At 60.7% G+C, this 25,147-nt stretch carries 27 protein-coding genes; 4 read left to right on the plus strand and 23 right to left on the minus strand.

Annotated features, from left to right (window positions below; translation table 11 throughout):
- Positions 1 to 39: 39 nt before the first annotated feature.
- From HNR55_RS10525 to HNR55_RS10555, 7 genes are all read right to left on the minus strand, one after another.
- Positions 40 to 558: a DUF2285 domain-containing protein gene (locus tag HNR55_RS10525; RefSeq protein ID WP_244182346.1), complete on the minus strand. Its 519-nt coding sequence runs from the start codon at positions 556 to 558 to the stop codon at positions 40 to 42.
- A gap of 88 nt (positions 559 to 646) precedes the next feature.
- Entirely contained in the window at positions 647 to 865 is a 219-nt protein-coding gene (locus HNR55_RS16745) for a transcriptional regulator domain-containing protein (RefSeq protein ID WP_010518331.1), read from the minus strand.
- Positions 866 to 1,003: 138 nt separating this feature from the next.
- Complete coding sequence (locus HNR55_RS10535; RefSeq protein ID WP_010518332.1) at positions 1,004 to 1,267, minus strand: DNA -binding domain-containing protein; 264 nt, start codon at positions 1,265 to 1,267, stop codon at positions 1,004 to 1,006.
- A 130-nt stretch (positions 1,268 to 1,397) separates the two neighbouring features.
- Entirely contained in the window at positions 1,398 to 1,682 is a 285-nt protein-coding gene (locus HNR55_RS10540) for a helix-turn-helix domain-containing protein (RefSeq protein ID WP_018308128.1), read from the minus strand.
- Positions 1,683 to 1,862: 180 nt separating this feature from the next.
- Positions 1,863 to 2,015, minus strand: a complete 153-nt coding sequence (locus HNR55_RS10545) for a hypothetical protein (protein WP_010518334.1) — start codon at positions 2,013 to 2,015, stop codon at positions 1,863 to 1,865.
- 340 nt (positions 2,016 to 2,355) lie between these two features.
- Complete coding sequence (locus HNR55_RS10550; protein WP_018308129.1) at positions 2,356 to 2,682, minus strand: DUF736 domain-containing protein; 327 nt, start codon at positions 2,680 to 2,682, stop codon at positions 2,356 to 2,358.
- 596 nt (positions 2,683 to 3,278) lie between these two features.
- Positions 3,279 to 3,719, minus strand: coding sequence for a hypothetical protein (locus HNR55_RS10555; protein WP_010517753.1), 441 nt, complete (start codon positions 3,717 to 3,719; stop codon positions 3,279 to 3,281).
- A gap of 267 nt (positions 3,720 to 3,986) precedes the next feature.
- On the opposite strand from HNR55_RS10555, the gene HNR55_RS10560 reads away from it, so the two are divergent.
- Both HNR55_RS10560 and HNR55_RS10565 read left to right on the plus strand, forming a co-directional pair.
- Positions 3,987 to 4,373: a type II toxin-antitoxin system RelE/ParE family toxin gene (locus HNR55_RS10560; protein ID WP_010517758.1), complete on the plus strand. Its 387-nt coding sequence runs from the start codon at positions 3,987 to 3,989 to the stop codon at positions 4,371 to 4,373.
- Positions 4,351 to 4,680 carry a helix-turn-helix domain-containing protein gene (locus HNR55_RS10565; protein ID WP_018308131.1) on the plus strand — a complete coding sequence of 110 codons (330 nt, stop codon included), beginning with the start codon at positions 4,351 to 4,353 and terminating at the stop codon, positions 4,678 to 4,680. Before HNR55_RS10560 ends, HNR55_RS10565 begins: the two co-directional genes overlap by 23 nt.
- A gap of 30 nt (positions 4,681 to 4,710) precedes the next feature.
- On the opposite strand, the gene HNR55_RS10570 is transcribed toward HNR55_RS10565, so the two are convergent.
- From HNR55_RS10570 to HNR55_RS10605, 8 genes are all read right to left on the minus strand, one after another.
- Positions 4,711 to 5,640 carry a DUF2493 domain-containing protein gene (locus HNR55_RS10570; protein ID WP_010517762.1) on the minus strand — a complete coding sequence of 310 codons (930 nt, stop codon included), beginning with the start codon at positions 5,638 to 5,640 and terminating at the stop codon, positions 4,711 to 4,713.
- A 320-nt stretch (positions 5,641 to 5,960) separates the two neighbouring features.
- A complete protein-coding gene (locus tag HNR55_RS10575) occupies positions 5,961 to 7,007 on the minus strand; it encodes a DUF7146 domain-containing protein (protein ID WP_166115204.1) in 1,047 nt (348 codons plus the stop codon).
- Positions 6,994 to 7,434 carry a hypothetical protein gene (locus HNR55_RS10580; protein ID WP_010517766.1) on the minus strand — a complete coding sequence of 147 codons (441 nt, stop codon included), beginning with the start codon at positions 7,432 to 7,434 and terminating at the stop codon, positions 6,994 to 6,996. The genes HNR55_RS10575 and HNR55_RS10580 overlap by 14 nt, the downstream gene beginning before the upstream one ends.
- 83 nt (positions 7,435 to 7,517) lie before the next feature.
- Entirely contained in the window at positions 7,518 to 8,720 is a 1,203-nt protein-coding gene (locus tag HNR55_RS10585) for a hypothetical protein (RefSeq protein WP_062497132.1), read from the minus strand.
- Positions 8,721 to 8,970: 250 nt separating this feature from the next.
- The gene (locus HNR55_RS10590; protein ID WP_110581316.1) at positions 8,971 to 9,507 is read right to left on the minus strand and encodes an SRPBCC family protein; all 537 of its coding nucleotides are present in this window, start codon (positions 9,505 to 9,507) and stop codon (positions 8,971 to 8,973) included.
- Between the two features lie 112 nt (positions 9,508 to 9,619).
- On the minus strand, positions 9,620 to 10,729 hold the full coding sequence (locus HNR55_RS10595; RefSeq protein WP_025439977.1) for an NADH:flavin oxidoreductase/NADH oxidase: 1,110 nt from the start codon (positions 10,727 to 10,729) through the stop codon (positions 9,620 to 9,622).
- Between the two features lies 1 nt (position 10,730).
- The gene (locus HNR55_RS10600) at positions 10,731 to 11,744 is read right to left on the minus strand and encodes a zinc-binding dehydrogenase (protein WP_025439976.1); all 1,014 of its coding nucleotides are present in this window, start codon (positions 11,742 to 11,744) and stop codon (positions 10,731 to 10,733) included.
- The gene (locus tag HNR55_RS10605) at positions 11,741 to 12,454 is read right to left on the minus strand and encodes a type 1 glutamine amidotransferase domain-containing protein (RefSeq protein WP_041250523.1); all 714 of its coding nucleotides are present in this window, start codon (positions 12,452 to 12,454) and stop codon (positions 11,741 to 11,743) included. Before HNR55_RS10605 ends, HNR55_RS10600 begins: the two co-directional genes overlap by 4 nt.
- A 91-nt stretch (positions 12,455 to 12,545) precedes the next feature.
- Between HNR55_RS10605 and HNR55_RS10610 the strand changes: the two genes are divergently transcribed.
- Complete coding sequence (locus tag HNR55_RS10610; protein ID WP_025439974.1) at positions 12,546 to 13,463, plus strand: LysR family transcriptional regulator; 918 nt, start codon at positions 12,546 to 12,548, stop codon at positions 13,461 to 13,463.
- Between the two features lie 158 nt (positions 13,464 to 13,621).
- On the plus strand, positions 13,622 to 14,344 hold the full coding sequence (locus HNR55_RS10615) for a hypothetical protein (RefSeq protein ID WP_029604276.1): 723 nt from the start codon (positions 13,622 to 13,624) through the stop codon (positions 14,342 to 14,344).
- A gap of 97 nt (positions 14,345 to 14,441) precedes the next feature.
- Here the strand turns inward: HNR55_RS10615 and HNR55_RS10620 are convergent, their stop codons facing one another.
- From HNR55_RS10620 to HNR55_RS10655, 8 genes are all read right to left on the minus strand, one after another.
- A complete protein-coding gene (locus tag HNR55_RS10620; protein ID WP_010517432.1) occupies positions 14,442 to 16,499 on the minus strand; it encodes a ParB/RepB/Spo0J family partition protein in 2,058 nt (685 codons plus the stop codon).
- Between the two features lie 996 nt (positions 16,500 to 17,495).
- On the minus strand, positions 17,496 to 18,278 hold the full coding sequence (locus tag HNR55_RS10625) for a cytochrome c family protein (RefSeq protein ID WP_029604277.1): 783 nt from the start codon (positions 18,276 to 18,278) through the stop codon (positions 17,496 to 17,498).
- Positions 18,275 to 19,003 (minus strand): hypothetical protein, encoded by a 729-nt coding sequence (locus HNR55_RS10630; RefSeq protein ID WP_007284537.1) that lies wholly within the window; start codon positions 19,001 to 19,003, stop codon positions 18,275 to 18,277. Before HNR55_RS10630 ends, HNR55_RS10625 begins: the two co-directional genes overlap by 4 nt.
- Entirely contained in the window at positions 19,004 to 21,103 is a 2,100-nt protein-coding gene (locus tag HNR55_RS10635; RefSeq protein ID WP_156478031.1) for a 2Fe-2S iron-sulfur cluster-binding protein, read from the minus strand.
- A gap of 170 nt (positions 21,104 to 21,273) precedes the next feature.
- Entirely contained in the window at positions 21,274 to 21,837 is a 564-nt protein-coding gene (locus HNR55_RS10640) for a c-type cytochrome (RefSeq protein ID WP_029604279.1), read from the minus strand.
- A gap of 65 nt (positions 21,838 to 21,902) precedes the next feature.
- Positions 21,903 to 22,181, minus strand: a complete 279-nt coding sequence (locus HNR55_RS10645; protein ID WP_242005556.1) for a hypothetical protein — start codon at positions 22,179 to 22,181, stop codon at positions 21,903 to 21,905.
- A gap of 194 nt (positions 22,182 to 22,375) precedes the next feature.
- Positions 22,376 to 23,182 (minus strand): copper resistance protein B, encoded by an 807-nt coding sequence (locus tag HNR55_RS10650; RefSeq protein ID WP_062497145.1) that lies wholly within the window; start codon positions 23,180 to 23,182, stop codon positions 22,376 to 22,378.
- A complete protein-coding gene (locus HNR55_RS10655; protein ID WP_062497147.1) occupies positions 23,179 to 25,011 on the minus strand; it encodes a copper resistance system multicopper oxidase in 1,833 nt (610 codons plus the stop codon). The genes HNR55_RS10650 and HNR55_RS10655 overlap by 4 nt, the downstream gene beginning before the upstream one ends.
- Positions 25,012 to 25,147 lie beyond the last annotated feature (136 nt).

Genomic DNA, 25,147 nt, shown 5'->3' on the forward strand with positions numbered 1-25,147 from the left:
AAGGCCACATCAACAGGCCTTACAGAAGACCGCACACGATCACACGTCAATATGGGTCAGAAAACTCTTGCATAACGGACGGCAACCACAGAAGAAATCCAGGTAACCGCCGTTTACCCGGTTCTCTGCGTCCTGAATCAGGCGATCCGCAAAGCGCCGCGCCGCAGTGTTCTTCCACTCGATGGAAGGTAAAATCGCCTGCCATGAACGGCCGGCGGCTATGGCGACCTCACGTGGGCCGCCACCAATTTCCTGAATGTCGAAGGCGATCAGAAGCTGAATCTGCCGCGCACGCTGGAGCGGCGTGAGCTGGAGCGCGCGTGGAAGCAGGGCAACGCGGCTGCCACGCAGATGCCGGAAAAAGCGCAACGCCACGTCGAGACGAAGCTCGCCGGCAGCGTCCAGCGGCAGCAGCACGGCGGGGCGTTGCAAGGCCGAAGGGTCCAGAAGCCGAAGAAAGAGATCGCCAACCGCGTCGCCGATCGTAAGCCACCCGCCATCCGCATCGTCGTGACGGGCCAGGATATTCCCCAGCATGGCGGGTTCGATCGGGGTCACCGTCGCGAAACCCGAGGGTGCCGGCGTGAGAATCAGCGTGGCCGGGGAGACCTCGGGCCTCCAGACCATGCGGCCGCGGCGGGCGGGTTCATCGGGAGCATGGACAAAAGCCCAACCCCCAGCGTTCGGCGAACGCCGCGCGCTCTGCGGCGGCGTCCGTTGCCCGGCGGGCGATGCGTCGTTGCAGGCGGGCATACTCGCGACGGTACGTCGCGTTGCGGCGCAGGAACTCGACGGCGAAACCGGAACGGTCCAGAGTGCTGATACGGTCGCGTATTTCCTGTGAACGCCAGAAGGATGTCGGCATGGTGACCTCCCTGTCTGGCCCCTCATACGGCAAGGGGGCAGCCTCAATTAGCCGGATCGGAACCGCGAGCGCATAGACCCTGATTTTCTATTGGGGAGAGTGCCGTGGGGGACCAGCGCGTGGGCCGGCGAAGCCCGGCTATTGCAGGCGCGGCTCCAGCAAATGCCGGTAGCCGGCTTTGGTCATCCAGCGCGCCCGTGCAAGATGGTTGTCGTAAACAGCCCTGGCGCGCACGGGTTCACAGACAGGATCGATTTTGAACAGCACCGCAACGACTTCGCGCCAGTCGGCACCTTCCTCGTCGGCGATCAGGAGGCGGAGATAAAGGTCGAGATGCTGCTCGTCATAGGCGTTCACACGCGCCGTCAGAGGCGGGTGATCCTGGAAGGATGGGTGGGTCATGACGATCCCTCGTGATAGCGCTGTTGGATCGGTTCGATAACAAATTCGTGGAATGACGACCGTTCGACGGTTCCGCGCTGACGCAAAAAACAACGCGGGGCCGAGTGGGAAGGCTGCGCGGCCAGGCCGATCAGGACGGCGCGCGTCTGCGACGGCCCGCATCCTGTCGCGTCTGTGGATCGGAAGTCTCGTGAAGAAACATGACACCACGCCCTTGCCCGGACTCGATGAACAGGATGCCCGCTGCTTCCAGCGCGCGGCGGACCTGGTCGATCGTGCCCTCATGGACACCAAGGCCACGCTCGGATTCAAGGCGCTTGAGCGCGGTCAATGCTACGAGGGCTTTTTCAGCGAGCCGTTCCTGTGTCCAGTTCAGGAGTGCCCGTGCCGCCCTTACCTGTCGGCCAGTGATCATCCATGATCACATCCGACATGCAGGGCATGCACACCAGAAATACGACTATAATAGTCGTATAATGGAGATTCAATATCGTTCTTTCAGTTGGATAGTGAGGAAACACCGGCGTCCTGCTTCTGATAGGACCGTCAGTGGGGTCCGCCGTCGGTACGGGCGACCAGACGAAAAGACCCCCGCTTACGCGGAGGCCTCCCCGTCGTGGCATTTTGCTGCGAATTGCGCGCATACCTGGTTCAGTTCACGCTCGATTTTGGCCCGCTCACGACGGCTGAGGTGAAAGCTGGTCAGTTCGGCGCGCAGCATCTGGATCTGGTCGTGTAGCGTGGTCATCGTCCTGCTCCTTTCGTTTTTCGAAGACAGGCCGTCGCCTCATGCGCGCGTGAATCGGGTCAAGGATCGCCGCAGGCGACCGCCCCAGCGGCGCGCGGGGGAGCCGATTTTGTCTGGTGTGCCCGTAGGGTGCGCCGGGCAAAATTGGGGGGACCGCGCGTCCTTGAGGCGGTTCACGCCGGGCATGGTACAATGGGAAGGCTGAGGGAAGCCCTGTTCCCCTTTCTTGCCCACACATTGGCAGATTGGGCGCGGCGCGACTGGTGCGCCCACCCGCCGGTTCGCGATCGGTCATGCGAAGGCCCCACCCGGACCGGCCGGGCGGGGGATCGCTGGCACCTCAGTCGCCGTTGCGGCGGCCGTTGGGGCGGGACCAGATCAGGCTGTAGCCCTCGCCGTCCTCGTCATCGAAGAGGTTGGCGAAGATCGGGGCGTTGAAGCTCGGATCGTCGAGCTTGAGGCTCAGATAGTCGCGCCCCTCGTTGGAGCGCCGGGACCAGGCCGCTCCGATCTCGACCCGGCCGACGAAGACGCGGTGGCTGGGGGCATTTTCGTTCAGGCGCGTGGTCTCGGGGGCGATGCGGACGTTGGGGGTCTGGAGCGAGAGGGTGACGATCTCGCCGTTATATCCGTTGCCGACTTTCTTGAAGGTGCCGATGGTAGCCATGATACTGCTCCGTGATCTCTGTTACCGAGCCCGCACCATTGCGGCCTCGATGGCGATCGGACAGACGGAGGCGAGCGGCGGCGCATCCCGTAGGGACCGAAGCGCAGCGGAGGACGGCGGGACGGAATTTTCTTGTTTCGCGAGGAATGACGGCGCAGCCGTCAGGGGAAGAAAATTATGGACCGCTGTTGCGCCATGGCCGATCGAGGCGCAGCCGACCTTCGGCTAGATCAGCCATCTTGAGAGGCGGCATGCGTGCGCGGCCCGACAGAGCACACATCACGGAGACTATGGCCACCCGCGCCCCACGCAAGTGTCGGCCAGGAAGGGGAAGGCATCGTCATGCCCTGCTTCCGACCCTGCACACGCCCCGTTCCGGGACTGCGTTTCGCACGGACACGCCCTGCCTTCCGGGATTCCACCGGCCGATGCTGACAGGAAGCGCTGGACGTCCACGCTCCAGGGAAAGAGCACCTTCAGCCAATATGCTGCAATCAGGGCCTCATCGATCGCTCCTGCCATACCCTCCTGACAGCGAGGCGGCCAGATGCGAAAGCCCCCGATCCTGTCCTGCCTCGCCGGTTGCCAGAGCGGTGTCAGACCCGCGCGATATTGCCGCCGGACGGTCCGGGTGGGGCCACGGTTGTAAAGCGGATGAAAGCGGTGACGCCCACCGCGATCGCGCCGATGATGGAGAAAAAGAGCTGCCACGCCGGAGACGGCATCAGCATCTGGGCGATCCCATGTGTCGTGCTGTAGCCCATGATAATGGCGGGCACCGTATAGAGCAGGACGATCAGCAGCTTGAGCCACATCCACGGCACCAAGGCGAAGGCGACCTGGCCAATAACGAAGGTTGCAGCGCCCGCGACGAAACCGACGATGATCCCGCCGACAACACCAGCACCCGCACCATACGCCCAGAACCCGGCCATCAGACCCATGGCGCAGGGCAGGGCGAAGACTGCCACGGTAAAGAACAACCAGCACAGGAAGCCAATGCCGGCGACGAGCAGGAAGGGAGCAAGGATGAACATGGCGGCGGTCTCCGTGCAACCGACAATGTCGGACGGTCGCGCCTGCCACCACCACCACGGCGCAACCCGCATTATAGCGCAGATGATACGGTGACCGGAACGAAAATCCGCGCGGCTTACGTCCCGCCGGTGACGATATCATCGAAATCTATCGCTGGTATGCGGACGTTGCGGTCAATCAGGTCGAGCGTTATTGCCTTCCCCCGTGATCCGGTGGCGTTGCGAAGAACCTTGCGATCCATAGCACCTGGTGCTACATAGGAGGTCATGACCAATGCCGAGCCATCCCAGCGGGCATTCAAGACCGCCTGGTTCGCCAGGGCGGCCCGGAAAGCTCGCATCAAAGACGATGAACTCTGCAAAGCGATCCGGGAGGTCATGAAGGGTCAGGCCGTCGATCTGGGTGGTGGTGTCTTCAAGAAGCGCCTGAACAAGAACCTGCATCGCAGCATTATTCTTGCGAAAGGCGGTCGATACTGGATCTACGCCTATCTGTTCGCGAAGAAGGACCGGGACAATATCGATAGCGATGAACTGGAAGACTTCCGGACCCTCGCCAAAGCCTATGCCGTGCTGACCGGGGAACAGGTCGAACGGCTTTTGAAGGATCGAGACCTGACGGAGATATGCCATGGCGATGAAGAGAAAAAATAGCTTCCGGAGCGACATTTCCGAGGCCATTCATTCCGGGGCGGTAATGCTGCACAAGGTCGGCGCGCTCGACAAGGCGACGATGCGTGATTTTGACACGCGCCATCTGGTGGTGCCCCCTGCGATCGAGCCGATCGAGATCAAGCGTCTCCGCGAGGCGAACAATGTCAGCCAGCCGGTCTTCGCGCGGTATCTGAACACGAGCGAAAGCACGGTCGAGAAGTGGGAGAGCGGCGCCAAACGGCCGAGCGGGATGGCGCTCAAGCTGTTGAGCGTCATTCAGAAGCACGGTCTTGAGGTTCTTGCCTGAGACGCTGGCTTGCGGGGAAGGAGAGAGCGCTCACGCGCCGCCTCCGAACCGCAGGACCGGGATACCGAGCCGCTTTGCCTTGTCGGCCAGATTTTCCTGGATGCCTGAACCGGGGAAGACGATGACGCCGATCGGCATAGTGTCGAGCAGCGCATCGTTACGACGGAAGGGCGCGGCCTTGGCATGCCTGGTCCAGTCCGGCTTGAAGGCGATCTGCACGATATCGCGGTGATCGGCCCAACGTGAGGCAATGAACTCAGCACCTTTGGGCGAGCCACCGTGGAGCAGCACCATGTCGGGATGCTTGGCCCGCACCTTATCCAGCCGGTCCCAGATCAGGATATGGTCGTCGAAGTCCAGGCCCCCGGTCACGACCACCTTGGGGCCGGGCGGGACCAGCAACTCGCCCTCGGCGCGGCGTCGGGCGTTGAGGAAATCGCGGCTGTCGATCATGGAGGCCGTCATGGTGCGACGTGACACCAGCGAGCCGGCCTTCGGACGCCACGCGCTCAGGGTCAGGCGCTCGAACTGCTCCTGCGCCTCGTCGCGGAAGATCTCGTAGGCGTTGCGGCGCTCGATCAGGGTCAGCCCTTCGGCGATCAGCCGCTCCAGTTCCACCGAGCGGATCTCGCTGCCATCCTGTTCCTGCTGGCTCCGTTTCTGCGCCTGCTCGTTGCGGTCAAGCTCACGCTCAACCTGGCCGACCATGCGGTGGAAGATGTTCACGGTGGACCAGAGCAATGCTTCGAGATCGGCTTCCAGCCGTGTGTCGGTCAGCGTCGCAGCGATGGCGTCGAAGATGTCGGCCACAGCACCCCCGATGCGCTGCGCTTCGGGTAGCGGCCTGGGGTCCGGCTCGTCCGCGAAGGGACGGTAGCCATACATCTGGAGTTCGGTCAGCACATGCGCGGTGGATGAAGCGGCGTGCGGCGGTTCGAAATCGTCGGTCATGCGGGTCATGAGGCTGTCCTCCCAGGTCTCCGGCTGCGCCCTTCGCGGCCTTTCCGGGGGCGGACAGCGGCAGACCAGGGACGGGCCGGAACCGCGCGCTGGCGCGCGGCCGCAGCACAGCGAAGGATGGCAGGGGGCCGGCTATTTTGCCTCGCGATGTAAAGCGCCCCCACAGGGCGCGACGGAAAATAGCCGGCTCACGCCATTGAAGGCCCGGCCCGGCTGACGCCCGCTCCCCACTTGAAAGGCCGGGGCGCGGACCTGCCGGACGGGAGGCAGGACAGGCCCGCCGACAGAAGACGGCCCCCCCACTCCTCGTTCCGGCCCGCTCAGGTATCGGCGGCCTCCAGAAAGCGTGCCACGTCCGCTGGCGCGAGTTGCGGATGCAGGATCGCCCGCAGCGCGCCGCGTCCCAGCGCACGGAGATCATCATTGAAATCGCCCAGCCGTGGCGACAGGCCGATCAGTTCGATCCCGGCGTCACCCGCGCGGGCGTGCAGCGTCGCCAGCGCCTGATCCCCGGCCGGATCGTCGTCGCGCAGGACGTAGAGACGGCGTAGCAGCGGCGGAAAGATCAGGGCAGCGAGATGTGCCGAAGACAGGCAGGCGGCCAATGGCAGATCGGGCAGAACCTGCCGCAGCGAAAGCACCGTCTCGATGCCTTCCCCGGCGGCGAGCACGTCGGATGCCACCCCGAAGCGCACGGCATGACCGAGCAGCCCGCCCAAGGCACGGCGCGGATGGTCGACCGGTGCCTTGCCACGGCCGTCCGCCGCCAGCCAGGTGCGATGCACACCGGTCAGAGTGCCGTCGAGGTCGGTGACAGCGGCGATCATGGCGGGCCAGGTCTCGGTCAGACCGTCCTCGTCCGGGCGGTAAAAGCAACGCGGATGGAAGCGCAGGGCTTCGGTTTCGTGCAAAAGCGTAATGTCGCGTCTACGGAGATACGCGTCTACGGATGTGCCTATGATCGGCCCGGACATGGCCCAGAGCCGTCGTGCCGCTTCGGAAGAACTGGCGGAAGCACGCTCACGGGCAGGTCGGTCCTGTGACGGCGGCACTGGGTCAGGATGCGGCAGGCTGAGGAAGGCGCGTGCCTCGTCGGCCACGTCGCGGAAATCCACCAGGCCGAGGCTTTCGCGGATCACGTCGAGCAGGTCGCCATGCTCACCCGACTGAGCGTCCGTCCATTTTCCCGCCCTGCCGTTGGCGGTGTCGTGGAGCCGGACGAACAGCGACCGGCCGGGCGTATTGCGCACGTCACCGACCAGCCAGTAATTGCCGTGACGGCGACCGGCGGACAGATACTGCCGGCACACCGCCTCCGCGTTCTCCGCCAGCCGACGGGCGAGATCGCCTGCATCATGCAAGGTCATCGCCCTGCCCTCCTGTGTCGGGATTGCCTCCGTCCAGGGCGATCGCCAGCCAGCGATCGGTGGTCATCCATGAAATCGTTTTGCGCCTGCCAAGGTCAAGCAGATGCGCACCGCCGCTGAAGGCGCCTATCCGGGGACGTGAGGCCGTATTGGCCCACTGGAATCCCCATCGGCCCCGCAACCGGAATATTCGCGCACAGCGTAGCACGAATTCCACCACCTGATGCGGATCTCCGATCGTCTCATCGTGCATCCAGAGTTTCGTGCCGCCATATTCGGGCACGATCGATAGGACAAAACCGTCAGAGGGTGGATCTTCCGCCGCCAGTTCGTCCATGAACGCATTGTAGAGGTCGAGCGCCTTTGCGGCATTGTCCACTGTGCCCACATCGAGAACGCAGGAAAAATGCGTGAAGAAATCAGCCATCGGAAAAACTCCCGAAACGAAAAAGCCCGGCGCAGTGGCCGGGCTCGTAAAAACGTCTTTACGGAAAAGCGTGCAGTCGTCTTTCAGGACGCACGCTCCATCAGCCTGCGGGCCTTCTCCTCCAGATCCAGCCGCGTGTCCTGATTGGCCTTTGTCCGCGCCAGCGCCGTGATCCCCTGCACGAAATCGAACACGCTCTCCGGCTTGCGCCCTTCCTCATGCAGCACGGTTTCGATGATCTTCGTTGTCTCTGGCTTCGAGAACCCGCGACGACGCAGGAAACTTTCGCGGTCCTCGTCGGTTTTCGCCACCAGCGCCTTGCGCGAGGCCTGAATGCCCGAGACGAACGAGGCCGGGCTGGCTGTGGCGAAGTTCCGTAGCGCCGGTGTCGCCTGATGCACGAAGCGTGAGGCTGCAAACTTGCTATGCCGGATCGTGATCTGTTCGAAATTTTCGACGCCCCACAACATACGATTTTGACACGCTCCGCGCAGGTAGAATGACGCAATGCCGAGGCTCTTGCTGCCGACTTCTGAATTCCATGCATAGAAACCCCGGAAATAGAGATCGGGCTCACCATTGGGCAGGCGTCCCGCCTCAATCGGGTGTGTATCGTCGACGAGAAACAGGAACACATCGCGATCCGATGCGTAGAGCGTCGTGGTTTCCTTCGTAATGTCCACATAGGGGTTATGGGTCATGGTGGCCCAGTCGATCACACCGGGCACCTTCCAGTTGGTATCGCCGGTGCCATCACCGGCGATCTTGCGCACCGCGCCCACCAGTTCATGGTCCCAGATACGACCGTAATCGGGACCAGTTAAAGCACGCAGTTCGACGCGCCCGTCCTCGGTTTCCAGCGTCTTGACCAGTTCGGCCCGGTGCGACAGCAACCCGTGCTGCAGGTTGATTGCCGCCAGCGGAGCCGGAAGATTGCGCAGGTACGACGAGGGGGCACCAACCAGGCTGCACATCTGGCCAAAGGACCAGTGTGTGGGAGCAATCGGGTCATTCTGCCCCGGCACGGTCAGGGTCAGGCGCTCGGCATTGTCGCGGCTCGCCTCCACTCGGATGGCGCGGCTTTCTACCGTGCGGGCCGTAGCCCGATCCGCACGCGCCAGCGTGGCGGCATGCAGCTCGGACAGCGAGAGATACCGCTCATCATCGGGGCGCGAGAACCATTCGGACGAGACGCGGGCACTACGCTTCCCGCGCGAAGGATCGATCCGGAAGCCGCCGGACGCCGCACCACGGAACGCAGGGGGCAGGATGGTGGTTGTAGTCATGGAAAACTCTCCTCTGATGCCGGTTATTCGGCACAGAAGGCGAAGCCACCCTCTTCCTCTGATCACCACTTCCCACGCGGGATCCCATCCAACCGCAGAAACACCTGGCCCCTCATTCCGGAACACGGCGTCCCCGTCACCTACCGGAAATCACGACTGCAATGGGGGGGGGAGCAGAATGTCCGCTGCTGAACGTGAGTTGCAGATTACGGACATTCTCTTCAAAGGCAGTTCCGAAAAAAAGTAATGTTCATAGTTTGGATGATTTTGTTACCGTTGAGCTTCGAGCTGCCGAAACCAACCCGTCCAGCCATTCCTGATGGCCATTGATCATCGGATTGGGACGCGTCGTTGCCAGTGTTTTGGCCGGTTCCCCATTCTGGGTTTCCTGCGTAAGAATTCTGACGCGTCCTTCCGGCAGATCTTCAATCAGCCAAGCATGGTGAACGTCAAGCCTCTCAGCTGAGCCTTCCTCGCCAGCCCATCCATGCCATGCCACCCGGCCTGGCTGGCCCGAAGCTGGAGGAACATATTCCGTGACTTCGGCCTCAACAGGAAAGCCAAACGTCTCAAAATAAAACCGCACTCCCTGCGCCAGTTCAGGACCTTTATCATCATAAAAGCGAGGGTTGGCGGAATTGGCATAATAGGTTGGCCATTTCGCCGGATGACTGAGTAACGGCCAGATTTCAGTAGTTGTCAGGCCTGCCACAATCATCTCATTCGAAGCGAAATTATCCGCGAAGCCCGGGATATAGCCCGGAGGCCAGAAGATTTCGTTTGCCATTGAGATTTTCTCCTCTGCTGAAAGCTGAGCTGTTTGATAATTCGCCCAAGATATAAATGCCAATCATGAGTTATGATAAGAGTCATAACTCATGAAAATATTAGAAATAAATCTACTCCGACGCCGCCGGTCGATAGCGTTCCAGCCAGTGCGCATAAGACGGCGGTAAAACCCAGGACGGCCGATCAAGACCAAGTTTCAATGCCGCCACGTAGGGCCAGTGCGGATCAGCAAGCTGTGCCCGTCCCACCATCACCAGATCCATCTGCTTCTTTTCCACGACCCCATTGGCTAGAAGCGGCGTATCGATCCCCCAGGACGACGCCACGGGCAGGCCCGTCTCACGATTGACCCGCTCGGCAATCGGCGCCAGAAATGCCGGACCCCACGGAATTTGTGCATCCGGCGTTGAGAAGCCGACGCTGACATTGAGCATGTCCAGTCCCTCCGCCTTGAACTGGCGGGTCAGGGTGATGGCTTCTTCAAGCGTCTCCTCATCCCGTCCGTCGAACTCAATGACTCCGAAGCGGGCCGTCAGGGGAAAAGTTTCAGGCCACACCTTGCGGACCGCACGGAGCGTTTCCAGAAGAAAACGGCTCCGTCCCGTCAGATCGCCGCCATACTCGTCTGTACGATGATTGGCATGAACCGAGAAAAAGCTTTGCGCGAGATAGCCATGGGCGAAATGCAGTTCGAGCCATTCGAACCCCGCCTCCACGGCCCGTCGCGTCGCGGCGACAAAGTCGGCCTGCACCCGCGCGATGTCCTCACGCGTCATTTCCCGCGGCACCTGGGGCAGGTTCGCGCCATAAGCGATGGCGGACGGCGAAATCGTCTCCCACCCGCGCGGGTCGCCCTCGGCAATATGGTCGTCACCCTCCCACGGTCGGTTGGCGCTCGCCTTCCGGCCTGCATGAGCAAGCTGAATCCCTGCGACGGCACCAGCGGCCTTGATCTCACGCGCAACAGCCGCCATGCCCGCGATATGCCGGTCATCCCATAACCCTGCACATCCGGGCGTGATCCGCCCTTCAGGAGAGACGGCCGTCGCTTCCACGATAACAAGACTGGAACCGCCGCGGGCAAGGCCTGCGTAATGGGCTGCGTGCCAATCGGTTGTGAAGCCGTCAACGGCGGTATACTGGCACATGGGCGGAACAACGATGCGATTTCGTAGTTGCGTGTTCTTTAGGGCGAAGGGCGTAAAGAGAGCGGGGGTCATGTCATGCTTCCTTAACGGATGTGACGCGGATCAGCGCCTTGCCGGAAAACTGTCGATGTTCGAGGTCATTCAGAAATGTCGGGAGATCCCTGAAGTCGCGAATGACGCTCTCTTCAGGAACGAGAGTCTGCTCCGCCAGACAGGCCAGAACACGATGTCCGGCCGTCGTAAGGTCGCGCCAGTCGGCATCGTCGCCATACTGATGCAGCGCACCGAGAGCGACTTCGTGAACTGAAATACAGCGGGTGAACGGGGGATCGGGCCATTCCGTCAGTCGGTTCTGGATGCATACGATATGCCCGTTCGCCTTCAGTGCGGGAGCCAGGGCGGCCGCATGATCCGCGCTCACGCAGTCGATCACTGCGTGGAAACGGTTTTGCAGTGTGTCGGGTAGCGCTTCGCCGGTTTTCAGAGGCCCTACAACGCAATCCTGCACGCCCATGGCCCGTAGCCGTGTCCAGTGCCGCTCATTGCACATCGCCGTCACGGCAAAACCCCGGTCCACGGCAAGCTGGGCGAGATAATTGCCCACACCGCCTCCTGCACCTGCGATCAGCAGCGTGTCTCCTGTCCGACTTGGCAGTTTGGCCAGTGCCAGCCACGCCGTCAGCGCAGGACAGGGCACGCCGGCCGCCGTCTCGAAATCCAGCGTTGAAGGCAGGTCGATCAGCGCTCGAAGGCCGACAGGCGTATATTCGGCGAAACTGCCGGGGCGCATCAGGCTCTGGTGATACGCCACGCGCCGCCCCAGCCACTCGGCTCCGACATCCCGCCCGACCGCCACCACGATGCCCGCGCCATCGACACCGGGGACCTGACCCGGCCCCCACAGCGCCAGACGCGCACCGAGGGCTTTCCAGTCAACCGGGTTCAGCCCGGCAACATGATTGCGCACCAGCACTTCATCGGGCTGAAGCACAGGGCGAGAAACACTCTTCAGCACGAGATCCAAGGCCGATGTTCCCTGCTCCCAGCACCAGGCCCGATAATGATCGGGAACCGCATAGTCTGTCATTTCGTATCCTTGCCTTCTGTGAGAACCGAGAGAACTTCCTGTGCAACCAGCGCGGAGGATTGCGGGTTCTGTCCCGTCACGAGCCGTCCGTCGCGGACCATGAACGGCTTGAAGTTCTCGCCCTTCTCATAAATCGCGCCCTCGTGGCGGAGCCGGGTTTCCAGCAGGAACGGAACGGTTTTTGTCAGGCCGGCGGCTTCTTCCTCACTGTCCGAGAAAGCGCTGATCTTCTTGCCTTTCACGAACGGGGTTCCATCGGGGTTACGAACTCCGGTCAGACTTGCCGGCCCGTGACAGACGAACGCAACAACCTTGCCGTCCGACCAAGCGCGCAGGATCAGACTCTGAAGCGGTGTGCTGTTGGGCATGTCCCACATCACACCGTGGCCGCCGGGAATAAAAACGGCGTCATACCCATCTACGGAAACACTGGTGATTTTGCGTGAGTGCTCCAGATCATCCATGGCAGGACGATCTTTCAGAAAGCGCTGCACGCTCTCGGGATCTTTGTCGCTATGCTGGACGGAGCGTGGATCGACCGGGATTTTCCCGCCTTCAATCGATGCGATATCGACCTGCGCACCCGCATCCCGAAAGACATAATAGGGTGTGGTCAGTTCCTCGAACCAGACGCCGGTCTGATGACCGGAAGCGCCCAGGGCCGCGTGAGAGGTCACGACCATCAGTATCTTGAACAGAGGGTGAGGCATGGCAGTTATCCTCGCAGGAATCATGAGTTGCGTCAGGATGGCATTGCCCTCAGAATAAATCCAATAGACACAGAATATGGGCCCCATAAACATGGGTGATATCAGGACCCTCGATCTCAACCTGCTCCGCGCGCTCGACATGCTGCTTGAGGAAGGCAGCGTGACACGGGCGGCCGAGCGGCTCGGCGTGACACAGCCAGCGGTCAGCAACATGCTGACGCGTCTTAGGGAGAATTTTGGCGATCCGCTGCTGGTCAGAACACAGCGCGGCATGACGCCCACAACGCGCGCGCGCGATCTTGTCGCGCCGCTCAAGCGCATCTTGTGCGAGATCGGAACACTCTGTCAGCCAGACGCCTTCGACCCGGTTTCGGCGTCATTTACGGTTTCGATTGCCGCCACAGATTATGCGCTTCAGGTTGTGCTGCTGCCGTTCATCGCTCGGTTGCGACAGGAGGCGCCTGGAATCACGCTTGCGGTTTATCCGCTTGATGATGCCCGGCTTCAGGAGCAGTTGGAGAAAGGTCAGCTCGACATGGCGCTGATCACCCCCGAGACTTGCCCGCCCGACCTGCTGTCATCAAAGCTGTTTCATGAAGAGTATATCTGCGCGGCGCGGAAGAACCATCCGACCGCGGGCATGCACATGACGCTGGATCAGTATTGCGCGGCCGGTCATATCATCGTCTCGTATGAAGGCGGGCGGTTCTGCGGCGCGACAGACAGGCAACTCAAAACACTTGGACGTAGGCGTCATGTCGCCCTGTCCGTGCCAAATTTTCTGGCACTCCCTGATCTTCTTCTGAAGACGGACCTGATCACGATGGCCCCACGTAGACTTTTACACGGGAGGAGGGATCTTGTACTGTTCAGTCCACCCAGTCCCCTGACTGTGCCGGGCTTTGACAAGATTCTTGCCTGGCACTGCCGTACCGGGAGCGACCCCCGTTATCAGTGGTTACGTAGTAAAGTAGCAGACATCACCAAATGCGTTTCAGAGCATGTTTGACGAGACTTGATGTCTGCTAAACGGAAAATTATTTGGGTATTTTCATGGCCGAGATGAGGCGACAACCGACATTACAATGAAGGACGCGGGACGGAGATCGTCCCTACGTCGCAAAGCCAGACTGGCAACTCGCACCGACCTGGTTCATTGTTTATGTAATGAATCCGTTTCGTTCGCCCGACACCGACCTCCCCCTGTCGCATGCCCTCATCCTGAAGGCCGCGCTGCTGACGATCGGCTATATTGAGGAAAACGGCCCGATCGGCCTCACGCCCACCAAGGCGCTCAAGCGCTATTTTGTCGCGTGGGCCGCCGAGGCATTTGACTGGCCAGCCTATACGGTCGAAGACCTCTACGCCGTTAACAAAGTCCTCAATGAACACGATTTCCCGCCGCTGGTGATCCTGCATGAGGTTCTGCTCAGTGCGAAGCTCGCACGGCATTTCAAGGGAACCCTGCGGCTGACCGACCTGGCGAGAAAACTCAGATCGGAGCCTGCCCGGCTCTGGATGCTGTTAACGACCCATCTCCTCTTTGTCGTTGACCACAGTCCTTACACCCGAAGCGATGAGCCGCTGTTCGGCAACTGGGATATCTTTCTCAACGTCATCAATATCGAAGCCCAGGCTGCCGTCACCGAAGAGCGACTATGTTCGGTTCTCTACGGGGGTGAAGAGGAGGAGATCCGTCACCGGGATTTCAAGCTGACCGCCAGTCTGTACGTCCATGTCCTGCGTCCACTGTGCTGGGCAGGACTGCTCAACGAGCACCGAACCGGTACCGGCCTCAACAGGCGGGATTTCTATACCAAAACACCCTTATGGACAGCGGCCCTCAGGCTTGAAACGGATCGACACCTGCAGCCGGTGACCCGTCACTGACCACCGTCGACAGCCATTCCGGCGTGATGTCGTCGTTCCCATATAAAAGGCGCCTTCCGGAGACCGAAAGGCGCCAATACCAGTCAGCGGGCTGACATCACTCGGCCGCCACCGCGTCCGGGCTATCGGGCATATGAGCTACCCCTGCTCCCCCTTCACTTCGCTCCGCCACGTTCCTCGTCCGCAATGCCTCGGGCAGCCATCCGGAGCCCTCCAGCAGCCGCTCAGCCGCTTGCGCCATGTCACCCTTCTTCATATGGGCGATACGCTCTGCCGCCTCGGCTCCCCGCGCCTCGCGCACGGCTTCGAGGATGCGGGCCTTGGTGACGCGGCCGAGATAGTTCTCCACCGTTGGCTGCCAGCCTGCTTCGGCCAGATCGAGCGCGAGCGCAGTGGCGAGACGGCCTGCTCGCGCAAGCCGCTCCCTGACGCTGCGTGCCAGAGACGGACCATGAGACGATTCATGCAGCGCGTTGATCCCGAAAGACAGGCAATGCGCTAGCAGGGCCAGACGGCTGGTGTCGTCCAGCCGGTCGAGCCACAGCCAGAGTGCAGCCTCGTCTTCCGGCAAATCGTGCTTCCAGCCCTCGTTGCGCTGGCGCAGCGCGTGGGCCGGCAGGCTGCCGGGCATGTCGGGGGAATGGACCTGCAGCGGGATTTCCCGGACATAGGCTTCCAGGCAATCTGCGCCCGAAACCTGCCAGTACAGATCGCGTACCAGCGTGTGAAGCAGTTCGGTCAGCGCGACATGCGGATTGCTGGCAAACGCATCCCGCAGGGCCAGTGTGCGCCAGGCCGTCAGTTCCGTCAGCAGGCGATCGGAAAGCGGTTTCAGTCCGTCTTCCTCCTCGGGGTCGGTATCGGGTGCGCCTTCCCTCCCATCCCCTTCGGCATCATCGCCATCGCCGCGGTGGTCAATGGCGTCGTCATATCTGTCTGATTCGTCCTGATCGACTTCGAGTTCGACCGGCATATCTTCCGGCCGGACGAAACCCCGTGCGACCAGCAGCGTGCCGTCTGTATCCAGGCTGACGAAGACACCGGCCCGGACCATGTCCGCCGGATCGAAGGAAACAGGGCGTTCTTCCAGCGCCTCGATAGCCTGCTCGATTTCACCCAGCCGCGTATCGACGTCCTCCGGGAACTCATCGGCCTGCGCGTATTCCGCCTCAATGGTTTCCTGCTCGCTGTGCAGAGCGGTCAGACGGCCCGCTTCTTCATCGGAAAGTTCAACGGTCGTCCCGTCGATCTCCGCGAACTGCCGTGTGTGTCCCCAGGGGAAGGACAGAGCCGTTTCGACCCATTTCCAGCCTTCGGCTCGGATATCCTCGGCCGCTGCCGCCAGTTTTTCCATCACCAGCCGGTCGAGAAGAGTGGGATCGCCCAGCCAGCCGCCATCGTCGGCTTCGAACAGGTCACGCATGACGGGACCGCCAGCCGCAAGATAGGCGTCCAGCCCGACGAAGCTTACGCGGCGATCCGATGCGCGCACGGTTTTTTCCGTCAGCATGCGGCGGATCAGATAGGGCTCGCGGTTATGGCTCTGGGCAATAATCTCCCAGACCTGCTCCTGCCGCGCAGGATCGTCGCTGATCGAGAAGGCCATGAGCTGTTCCAGCTTCATGCCGTCCTGCTCGTAAATCTCGAGCAGTTTGTCGGACACGGTCATCAGGCGCAGGCGCTGTTTGACCACGGTGGGCACGACGAAGAACGCGGCGGCGATCTCGTCCTCGGACATGCCCTTCTCCAGCATGTCGCGAAAGGCACGAAACTGGTCCAGCGGATGCAGCGCCACGCGCTGCACGTTCTCGGCCAGGGAATCATCCTCGGCGAGAATGGCCGATCCGGCCTCGCGCACGACACAGGGCACCGGGGCCGTTTTCGCCAGTTTCTTCTGCTTTACCAGCAGTTCGAGCGCGCGGAAGCGACGACCGCCGGCTGGCACTTCATAGGTGCCGGTTTCTGCCCCCTCGCCGTTCAGAACGGGCCGGACGTTCAGGCTCTGGAGCAGCCCACGACGTTCGATATCGCGGGCCAGCTCCTCGATCGACAGGCCGGCCTTCACACGCCGCACGTTGGACTGCGACAGCACCAGCCTGTTGAAAGGGATATCACGGGACGCATTGAGGGCGATTTTCTGGATGGCGCTCGCCATGGCGGGACACTCCGTGACGGACCGGCGGAAGACTCTCTCCCCCCTCTTTATCCGTCACGAAATCACTCCCACCCTCTGACTTTTCATGAAAAACCCGAGGCCGATTAAGTCCTTAACCATCCTCTTGTCGGTCGTCCAGCCTGCGTTATCTGCTCCTCGAAACTGGACATGTGTACTCGCAGTATACATCGCAAAAGATGTGATGTTCAGATCTGTATCTGAATCAAAACACCAACATGAACCGCACCGTCAACAGAATATGCTAGGCCCCGTGTAATCCACAGAAAAAGCTACCGAATGTCTCAAACAAAAACGACGCCTCGCCATTCGGCGCTTCTGACTGAAGCCGGATCGCGACATCATGACACCTATTAATTACATCATGATATACACAAACGATGTTTCAAAACCTACTGGACGACGTATTTAGGGCAACCTTGTGCAGTCCAGCGATACGTCGTGATGTTCTCCCCACCCCTTTTGCCGGGAAGTGGCACACCTTCGGGCATTTAAATCCGCCAGACAGTTCTTGAACTCAGCCGTTCCCGGAGTATGCCCCATGCTCCGGCAACTTTGTTTGTCCTCACTGAGTCGACGATCTGTCGTCGTGCCACACGCAGAAAGCAAAGCGATCAAAGAGATACACGTCGTTATTTTAAACGAATTCCTCAAGTATGCGATCATAACGTTCCTCCACCATCATCAATGGTAAGCATATAGTAAAGCCTGAACACTCCTAGAGTTTCCTAATAATTATAGATTTTTTTTGAAGAAATGTCAATTTTTCTATCTAGCCCTAACCTGGAAATAACCCTATTCGGGCCAGAGTAAGCCAACTGCTTGCTTCAAAAGTTTACGACATGCGAAATAATCATGCGTAACGTTCGATATATTTTCTGATTTACAATATATTTTTTGGGCAATGCCGCCGCTTCCAGTGATTTCATCATCACACACGCGTTAAATGGCGATATTCTGACGCAAATTTCGTAAGATTTAATGGTGCTTATACCATCCATACCCTCGAATATTGTTCCATGCATCGGTGGTATGACAGGCATAGCAATGCTCCACCGGGGCATCCTGATGCGCGACGTGCTGCGAAATCATTTTGAAATGCATCATGTAATGGCTGGGCGGCGCCTTGTGACAGGCGTTGCAATCCGTCGATATCTGATCGGCGGGATGTTCGAACGCGGCGATCAGCCATGTATTGGTGGAGTGACAACTCGCGCAATCAGGACCAAAGCGGGCGCGATGAGGATCCACGTTGGAGTGACAGCTTGCGCAATTCAGATGGAGAACGGCATCACGGTCAAGTCGATGATCAGTCGGAATAGCCGCAGCGCTTCCCGGAATCGGCGACGCTCCAACCAGCCCGGCTGAGCGAAGTTGCGCAACGGTGTCTGACCAGAAATCCGCCCTCGTCAATGCACTATGATCCATCACGGTCATATGTGGCCGTTCACCGTGCTCCACATGACAGGACGTACATTGCGTCGCCGCGACATGAAACCGGGTAGATTGCTTATCGGCGAACGACGCCAGAGAATGACATGTCACGCAGTTATTACTCACAACACCTGAAAAGGGCTTGTGACAGGTCTCGCACTGGCTCGCTATAAACTGATGCGCCTTCGAGACTGGTCCCGGACTCACCAGTCCTTCCCAGCCTGGAATGGCGTTACTGCCGGAATGATGCATGGTAAGCGGCACCGCCACACCAACGATTAAGGCCGCGGCCGCAAAAATCGTATAGAGCAGGACGACGGGCTTCATATCCACCTCAACCCGTAATACACGCCCGACCAGATATGAAGAACCAGCAGAAAATAGAGGATCGTCGCAAGAACAATGTGGACCTTACGCCATCGCCCGAACAATGAATTCACGACGTTCTCCGATCTGACAGCGTACTCGACATCTGCCAGCGCGGAGGCGATGGTGGCTTCGCTATCCAATGCACCCCGCGTACCCGGATAGGCCGATGTCAAAAGAAGACGCTGAACGATGTTGCGGGGCGCATCCGACGTCTCGGACATCAGATGCGCCATCCCGGCACCGGCAAGTGCGGCGCGAAGTTGTGCCAACTCCTGGGCGCGGCCACGCAGTCCACGGCCGATCTGAATCAACATGTAACGTCCGACATAGCCGCTGATGACGAGGACGAGCATGATGCCGGTGAGGGAAATCCCCATCGGGCTGTCGAATTTGTGGGCCGCGTGGATCAGGCCGAGAATAGGAGCCAGAACGCCGGCATAGATATGCACCGACAGCAGAGTGCGGCTCTCAATCCGAGGTGCAAAATAACGATGCACGACAGGAATCCGCTTTCCCGCCACATAGATCAGCGGCACCAGCATCAGGATGGCGGCGGAAATGCCAATCAGACTGCCAGCCAAGCTTCCGGGAAAGCGCGGTGCGACATGCACCAGAAATCCCAGCGGAAACAAGACCAGCAGGACAACCAGAGCACCAACGACAATTGCGCTGCGTTCCTGCATTTATGCCTCCACCACAAGCGGGCCACCGGTCGTCTTCGCCTGGCAGGCCAGGATGAAGCCCTTGGCCTTGTCGGCCGGATCGAGCCCATCCTCAACCGCCATTGTCACCTGGCCTTGCAGCAGGTGTGTCATGCACATGCCGCAGATCCCGGACCGACAGGAGGATGGAATATTGACGCCTGCCGCATCAGCCGCGTCGAGAACCGTTTCATCCAGTTGCAACGGAGCCGATTTCCCTGAAGTGGAAAACGTAATGGTCGTTGCGGCAGGCGTGACGGCCGGAGATGAGGGGGCCGCCACAGGCCCGACCGCAGGTTCGGCCTTCATCGCGGCTGGTCCGAATGCCTCGCTATGAACATTGGCTTCCGGCACACCGAGATCCGTCAATAACGCTCTCATGCTTGCCATCATCCCGGGTGGGCCGCAGACATGGATACGTCGGTTTGTGAGATCTGGCACCGATTGCTGAAGCAGTTCCTTCGTGATGCGCCCTTCCGGCCCCGACCACTCTGTCCCCGGCGACCGCCGCATGGTGGCAATAACGTGCAGTTTGTCATTGCGACGTTCCAGCCACTCGATTTCCTGGCGAAACACATAGTCGATGCTGGCATGAGCGGAATAGACGAAGTAGATCTCGCCCGGCCAGACGATATCGGTCAGGTATCTCAGGACCGCCATCATCGGTGTGATGCCTACGCCGCCGGACAGCAGGACGATCGAGTCTGCCTCTTCACCCGTAAAGGTAAACATACCCGATGGACCCGCGATCTTTAAAAGATCACCCTCCTTGACCGTGTCATGCAGGTAGCGCGAGACCAGCCCGTGTTCCTCGCGTTTGATCGTTAGTTCGAGATGTTCGACCTGCCCCGGCGACGATGCGATCGTATAGGACCGGCTCGCGGGCTTGCCAGACGTCGGCTCGATGGTGAGTTGCACGAACTGGCCGGGTTTGAAGTCAAAGGGAATCCGCCCCCCATCGGCCGGAACCAGATAGAACGTCACGATCGCCGGCGTCTCCCGAATGATCCGGGCCACTTTCAGGCTGCCACGCCAGAGGCCGTGTCGCGGTACGTCGACGATCGGAGTGGCCGTTCCACCGCCTGGTCCCGGTACAGGGGGAGGCGGGGGAACAGGAGGTGTTGGACCGCCGCCGGTCGACGATGGTGGCATGGGCGGAACCGTTGGTTTCGGTGCGAATGCCGTGGTGGTCGTGAGAATCTCCTGCACACGATGCAACCGCAGGACCTGCAAGATCAGCAGAGCGATCGATACCAGGATCAGGATCGTCATGAACACCAGGTGAGCCGGCGTCAGTCCGAAAAATAGGCCGTTTTGCTGGCTCGCCGCGATTGTCGGCAGACCCATCTGTGCCGTGAACCAGTTGAAAGCCACCATTTGAGGATTAACGAGGCCGGTCGCGGCCGCGCGCGCGGCCATTCCGCTATCGAGCAACGCAACACCGTCATGGAGATGTTGGCTGGACCGACGCATCGTCTCCCACGACAGGGACTGAGTGGCATCGACCGATGCGGTGCCGACTTCGCGAAGACCGTCTTGAAGCCTCTGTGCCGCAATATCGGCCAGCATCTGACGTTCGGCGTCCGTCAGCTTCGGATGCGTCATCATGAAGGTATAAAGCGGCGTGCGACCGCGCGCTCCGCAACAACCTGCGTCGGCCTTGTCCGCCCCGGGAACCGCACTCAATGCCTGCCCAGCCTGGGGCAGCATGCGGCTCATCATATTGCCCTGCTCAGTCGGCCTGGATGATGGCGCACCGGGGATCCCCATCCCGCCCATGCCAGGGTGATGGCTCGCATGCTCGTCACCACCCATCGACATCATGCCGCCCATGTCGGACATGCCTGAGTCGGGTCGAGCGGGGGTCGTCTTCATTCCGCCGGACGATTCGGCACCCCGGTCGGCATCCCGGGGCGCTGCCATAGGCCCATCGTCTTCCGGCTGATCGCGCCGCAGCGCCAGCGAAGGTGGCGGGCTGCCTGCCGTAGGCCCCGCCATAGTGCCGCTAGACATGGCCGGAACGGCAGGTGACTCACCCGGTGCCTGAGCAAATCCCTCTGACATGCTGATGAGCAGTGTCATGATCACGACACTCCCGCTCAAAAAGACGCGCCTCATGCTTTCTCCAACACGCCATCATCCTCGGCAAAGTTCATACCGGCCCGTTTTCCGGATGTCGTCAGGACACCACTTATTACTATACGGGGGTATGGCATATTTTCCTTGATCTCGATCAATTATCCCAGCGGCATCTACTGTCGCGGCATCGGCATATCCATGTCGTGATGCATATGATGCCCGCCGGCTGCTTCTGCCCGAGCGACCAGCGCCTGGTAGGTGGAACTGTTCATTCCCGGAAGTTTCTCGAGAAACGCCACAATGTTCCAGAGATCGTCATCACCATGATCCGCCCAGGACGGCATGCCCGACATCTTGATGCCATGCTTGAGAATCCAGAACAGCTCGCCCGGCGTATAACGTTGCGCTACATCATTCAGAACCGGTGGCTTCGGATACATCCCCTCCGCCATATCCTCGGCCTCGACGCCCGGCGCCGAATGACATGAGGCGCAATGCATCGAAAAATGCGATGCACCACCGACGAGCCGTGCCTGCGTCTCAAGATCGACAGGTGCGGTAATGCCCTCGGCGTGATGCCGGATTGAATGGAGGCGTGCCGTTTCCAGAACACGATAGGTCAGCCGCCAATGCGGCGAGGTGGCGCCCACATCATACAGACCACCGAAAGCGACGGCCGTTCCCGCGCCGATCCCGACCAGCAGAATACCGGCGAGACTCCAGGCTAATCTTTTCATGCGTGCCTCCCTGGGCATCTCCAAGGGCGACGCTTATGGCGCCGCCCCGCTCCATCAGGAATCGATCAGCGCTGATGAACCGCGTCGGGCATGCTCTGCGGCCCCATCGGCATCTTCATGCCGCTTTCCTTGTCACCGCAGCCCATCTTCATCTTGTGATCTGACGGCGCCATGGCGTGGCCGTTCGACATATCCATGCCCTTCATCTTCATACAGCCTCCCATCTTTCCTTTCATTTTCATGCCCTTCTCCATGCCCTCCATGCCGGAACCGGACATGCCGTCCATTTTCATCTTGTCGTGGTCCATCCCCGACATACCGGACATGCCCTGCATCCCGGACATATCCTGACCCTGCGGCTGGGCCGGTGCCGGAGCGGGTGTCTGGGCATGCGCAACCGAGGCTGTGGCCAGAAGTGCTACCAGAGCGGCCGAGATCCTGAAATTGACAGTTAGCATTTGTAAGTTCCTTATCTTTTTTTATCTGAATCGGGACCGCACGGTGCGCCCCGCAACGACTTCACATCGGGCAGGAGCGGTCAGAACCACGTCCTGATCCCGAAGGTGAAATTCAGGTCCTGGACACGCTCATGCCTTGAACGTGCCATGTCGGCGGCCTGACCGAACGTGCCGGAATAACTCACGCCGATATAGGGCGCGAATTTCCGATGCCATTCGTAGCGAAGCCGCAATCCCGTATCGATATCGGACAGCCCGGTTCCGACGCCGCGCGCACGATCGGACGCGGAATAGAAGTTCATCTCGACCTGGGGTTGGAGAATCAGGCGATTGGTCAGCAGGATATCGTAGGAACCTTGCAGACGCCCTGCGGCGCCTCGGTCACTGAAATATGCCGTGGCCTCCACATTGAAGAAATATAGCGCCAGTCCCTCGACCCCGATCGCGCCCCAGGCCCGTGTGGGGCCGTTGTCAATATCGAGACGCACGCCAGTCTGGACATCGAAATACCGGGAGATGGCACGATCATAGAGGGCCTCATGATCTCCATCACCGAACTTGCCGTTTGTGCCGACCGTGCCTTCGGATTTCAGCCAGAGCTTGTCGTAGTCAGTGCCGAACCAAGCCTGCCCATCGTAACGGAACTGCCCGCCATCGGCACCAAAGCGCGCCTCGAACTGGTCGAGCAGCGCATGCATATAGATGTTATGGTCCATGACCGGCTGGATGCCGTTGACATAGACCACGGGCGCGGGAGCCGAGGCGGTCTGCGCTTCCTGGGTTCCTTCGCTCTGGCGTGCCGGGACTGACTGGGCGCGTCCCGTGCCAGGTACCGCGGTAGCCAGTCCAGCGGCAAGGACCGTGCCACCTATCAGACCCCGGATCACGACACCACCACCGTGCGGAACATGCCCACCTCCATGTGGTAGAGCAGGTGGCAGTGATATGCCCACAGCCCGGGTTCGTCCGCCGTGACCAAGTAACTCAGCCGCTCACCCGGCTTGACGGTAATCGTGTGCTTGTAGGGTCGGCAGTCACCCTGCCCATTTTCCAGTTCGCTCCACAATCCATGCAGATGGATTGGATGCTCCATCATCGTGTCGTTGATCAGGACGAAGCGCACCCGCTCGCCCAAAGTCAGACGAATCGGTTCCGCTTCCGAGAACTTCTTGCCGTCGAATCCCCAGATGAAGCGTTCCATGCTGCCGGTCAGGTGCAGGGTGATCTCGCGCGACGGCGGGCGTGGGTCCGCGCCCGGGATCGTGGCCCGCAGATCGGCATAGGTCAGAACGCGGCGACCATTATTCTCCAGCCCGTCGCCCGGCTCCGCCAGCCGGTTGATCGGCATCATGGCGACACTCTGCACCGCGACGCCGGGTTTCAACTCTGTTTTATGCCGCGACGCAGCCGCCATGCCCGGCATATCCATCGCAGCGGCTCCGGGTCTGTTAGCCTCCTTCATGTCCATGTGATCCATGTCCATGCCGCCGCCGGCAGGGGCATCACCGGGCTTCCCCGGCGAACTCCCCATCTCCATGCCCGCCATGCCGCCCTTCATGTCCATATTCCCCATACCCATGTCGGTCATGGTGCGCAGAGGGCGCGGGTCCATGGGGGGAACCGGCCCGGCAAGGCCCGAACGGGTGGCGAGCGTGCCGCGCGCGTATCCGGTACGATCCTCGGCCTGGGCAAAGACTGTGTACGGTCCATCGGCGGTGGGGCTGACAATTACATCGTAGGTTTCCGCTGGCCCGATGCGGAATTCATCGACCGGGATGGGCTCCACGTCATTACCGTCGGCCTGAACAACGGTCATCGTCAGGCCGGGAACCCGCACGTCGAACAGCGTCATCGCCGATGCATTGATGAAGCGCAGGCGAATGCGCTCGCCCGGTCGGAACAGGCCCGTCCAGTTCGCCCCGGGAGACTGGCCGTTGATCAGGTAGGTGTAGATGATGCCCGAAACATCCAGAATATCGGTCGGTGCCATGTTCATGGCACCCCATTGCAGACGATCCCGGATGGTCGCACCCAGCCCCTGTCGATGCGCGTCACGGAAGAACGTGCCCACCGTACGCTGGCGGAAATTGTAGTAATCGCTCTGGAATTTGAGGTTGGAGACGATGTCCTCGGGATCGACGTCGGTCCAGTCGGACAGGACCATCACATAGTCACGGTCGAAATGCTGCGCGTAACCATCCTTCGGATCGATGATCAGAGCCCCATACAGGCCCGTCTGCTCCTGGAAGCCGGAATGGCTGTGATACCAGTAGGTGCCGCTCTGATGCAGCGGGAAGCGATAGGTGAACGTCTCGCCGGGCGCGATGCCGCCGAAGCTGAGGCCGGGCACGCCATCCATGTGGGCCGGCACCCGGAGGCCGTGCCAGTGGATCGACGTGGGCTCATCCAACCGGTTGGTGACGTTCAGTTCGACCGTGTCACCCTGACGCCAGCGCAGGATCGGCGCGGGCGTGGAGCCGTTCACACCCACCGCGTGCATGCGCGCACCGGTGATATTGATCGGTACAGAACCGATCGTAAGGTCGAAACGGGTGCCAGGCAGCGGGTCGGGCCGACCCGACGCCGGCGCATAGACCGGAGCGTAGGCGCCCGCGCTGCCCTGCGGGACGGCCAGCGCCGCCCCCCACAGGCCCGTCCCGACGACGAAACGGCGGCGCGTGATCGCGCTCCGTCCCGCAAGGGATCGTATTGACATGAATAATAGTCCGCAAAAGAGAGAAGGCGGAACCGGTCATAGGTCAATGACCAGTCCTGAGACTGTCAGAACAGAATCAGGCCATCTGTCTGGGCGGTGGCAGCGCCGGCGCGAACCCATGACCGACGATGCGATC

The sequence above is a fragment of the Acetobacter lovaniensis genome, from assembly GCF_014207635.1.
Lineage (GTDB): Bacteria > Pseudomonadota > Alphaproteobacteria > Acetobacterales > Acetobacteraceae > Acetobacter > Acetobacter lovaniensis.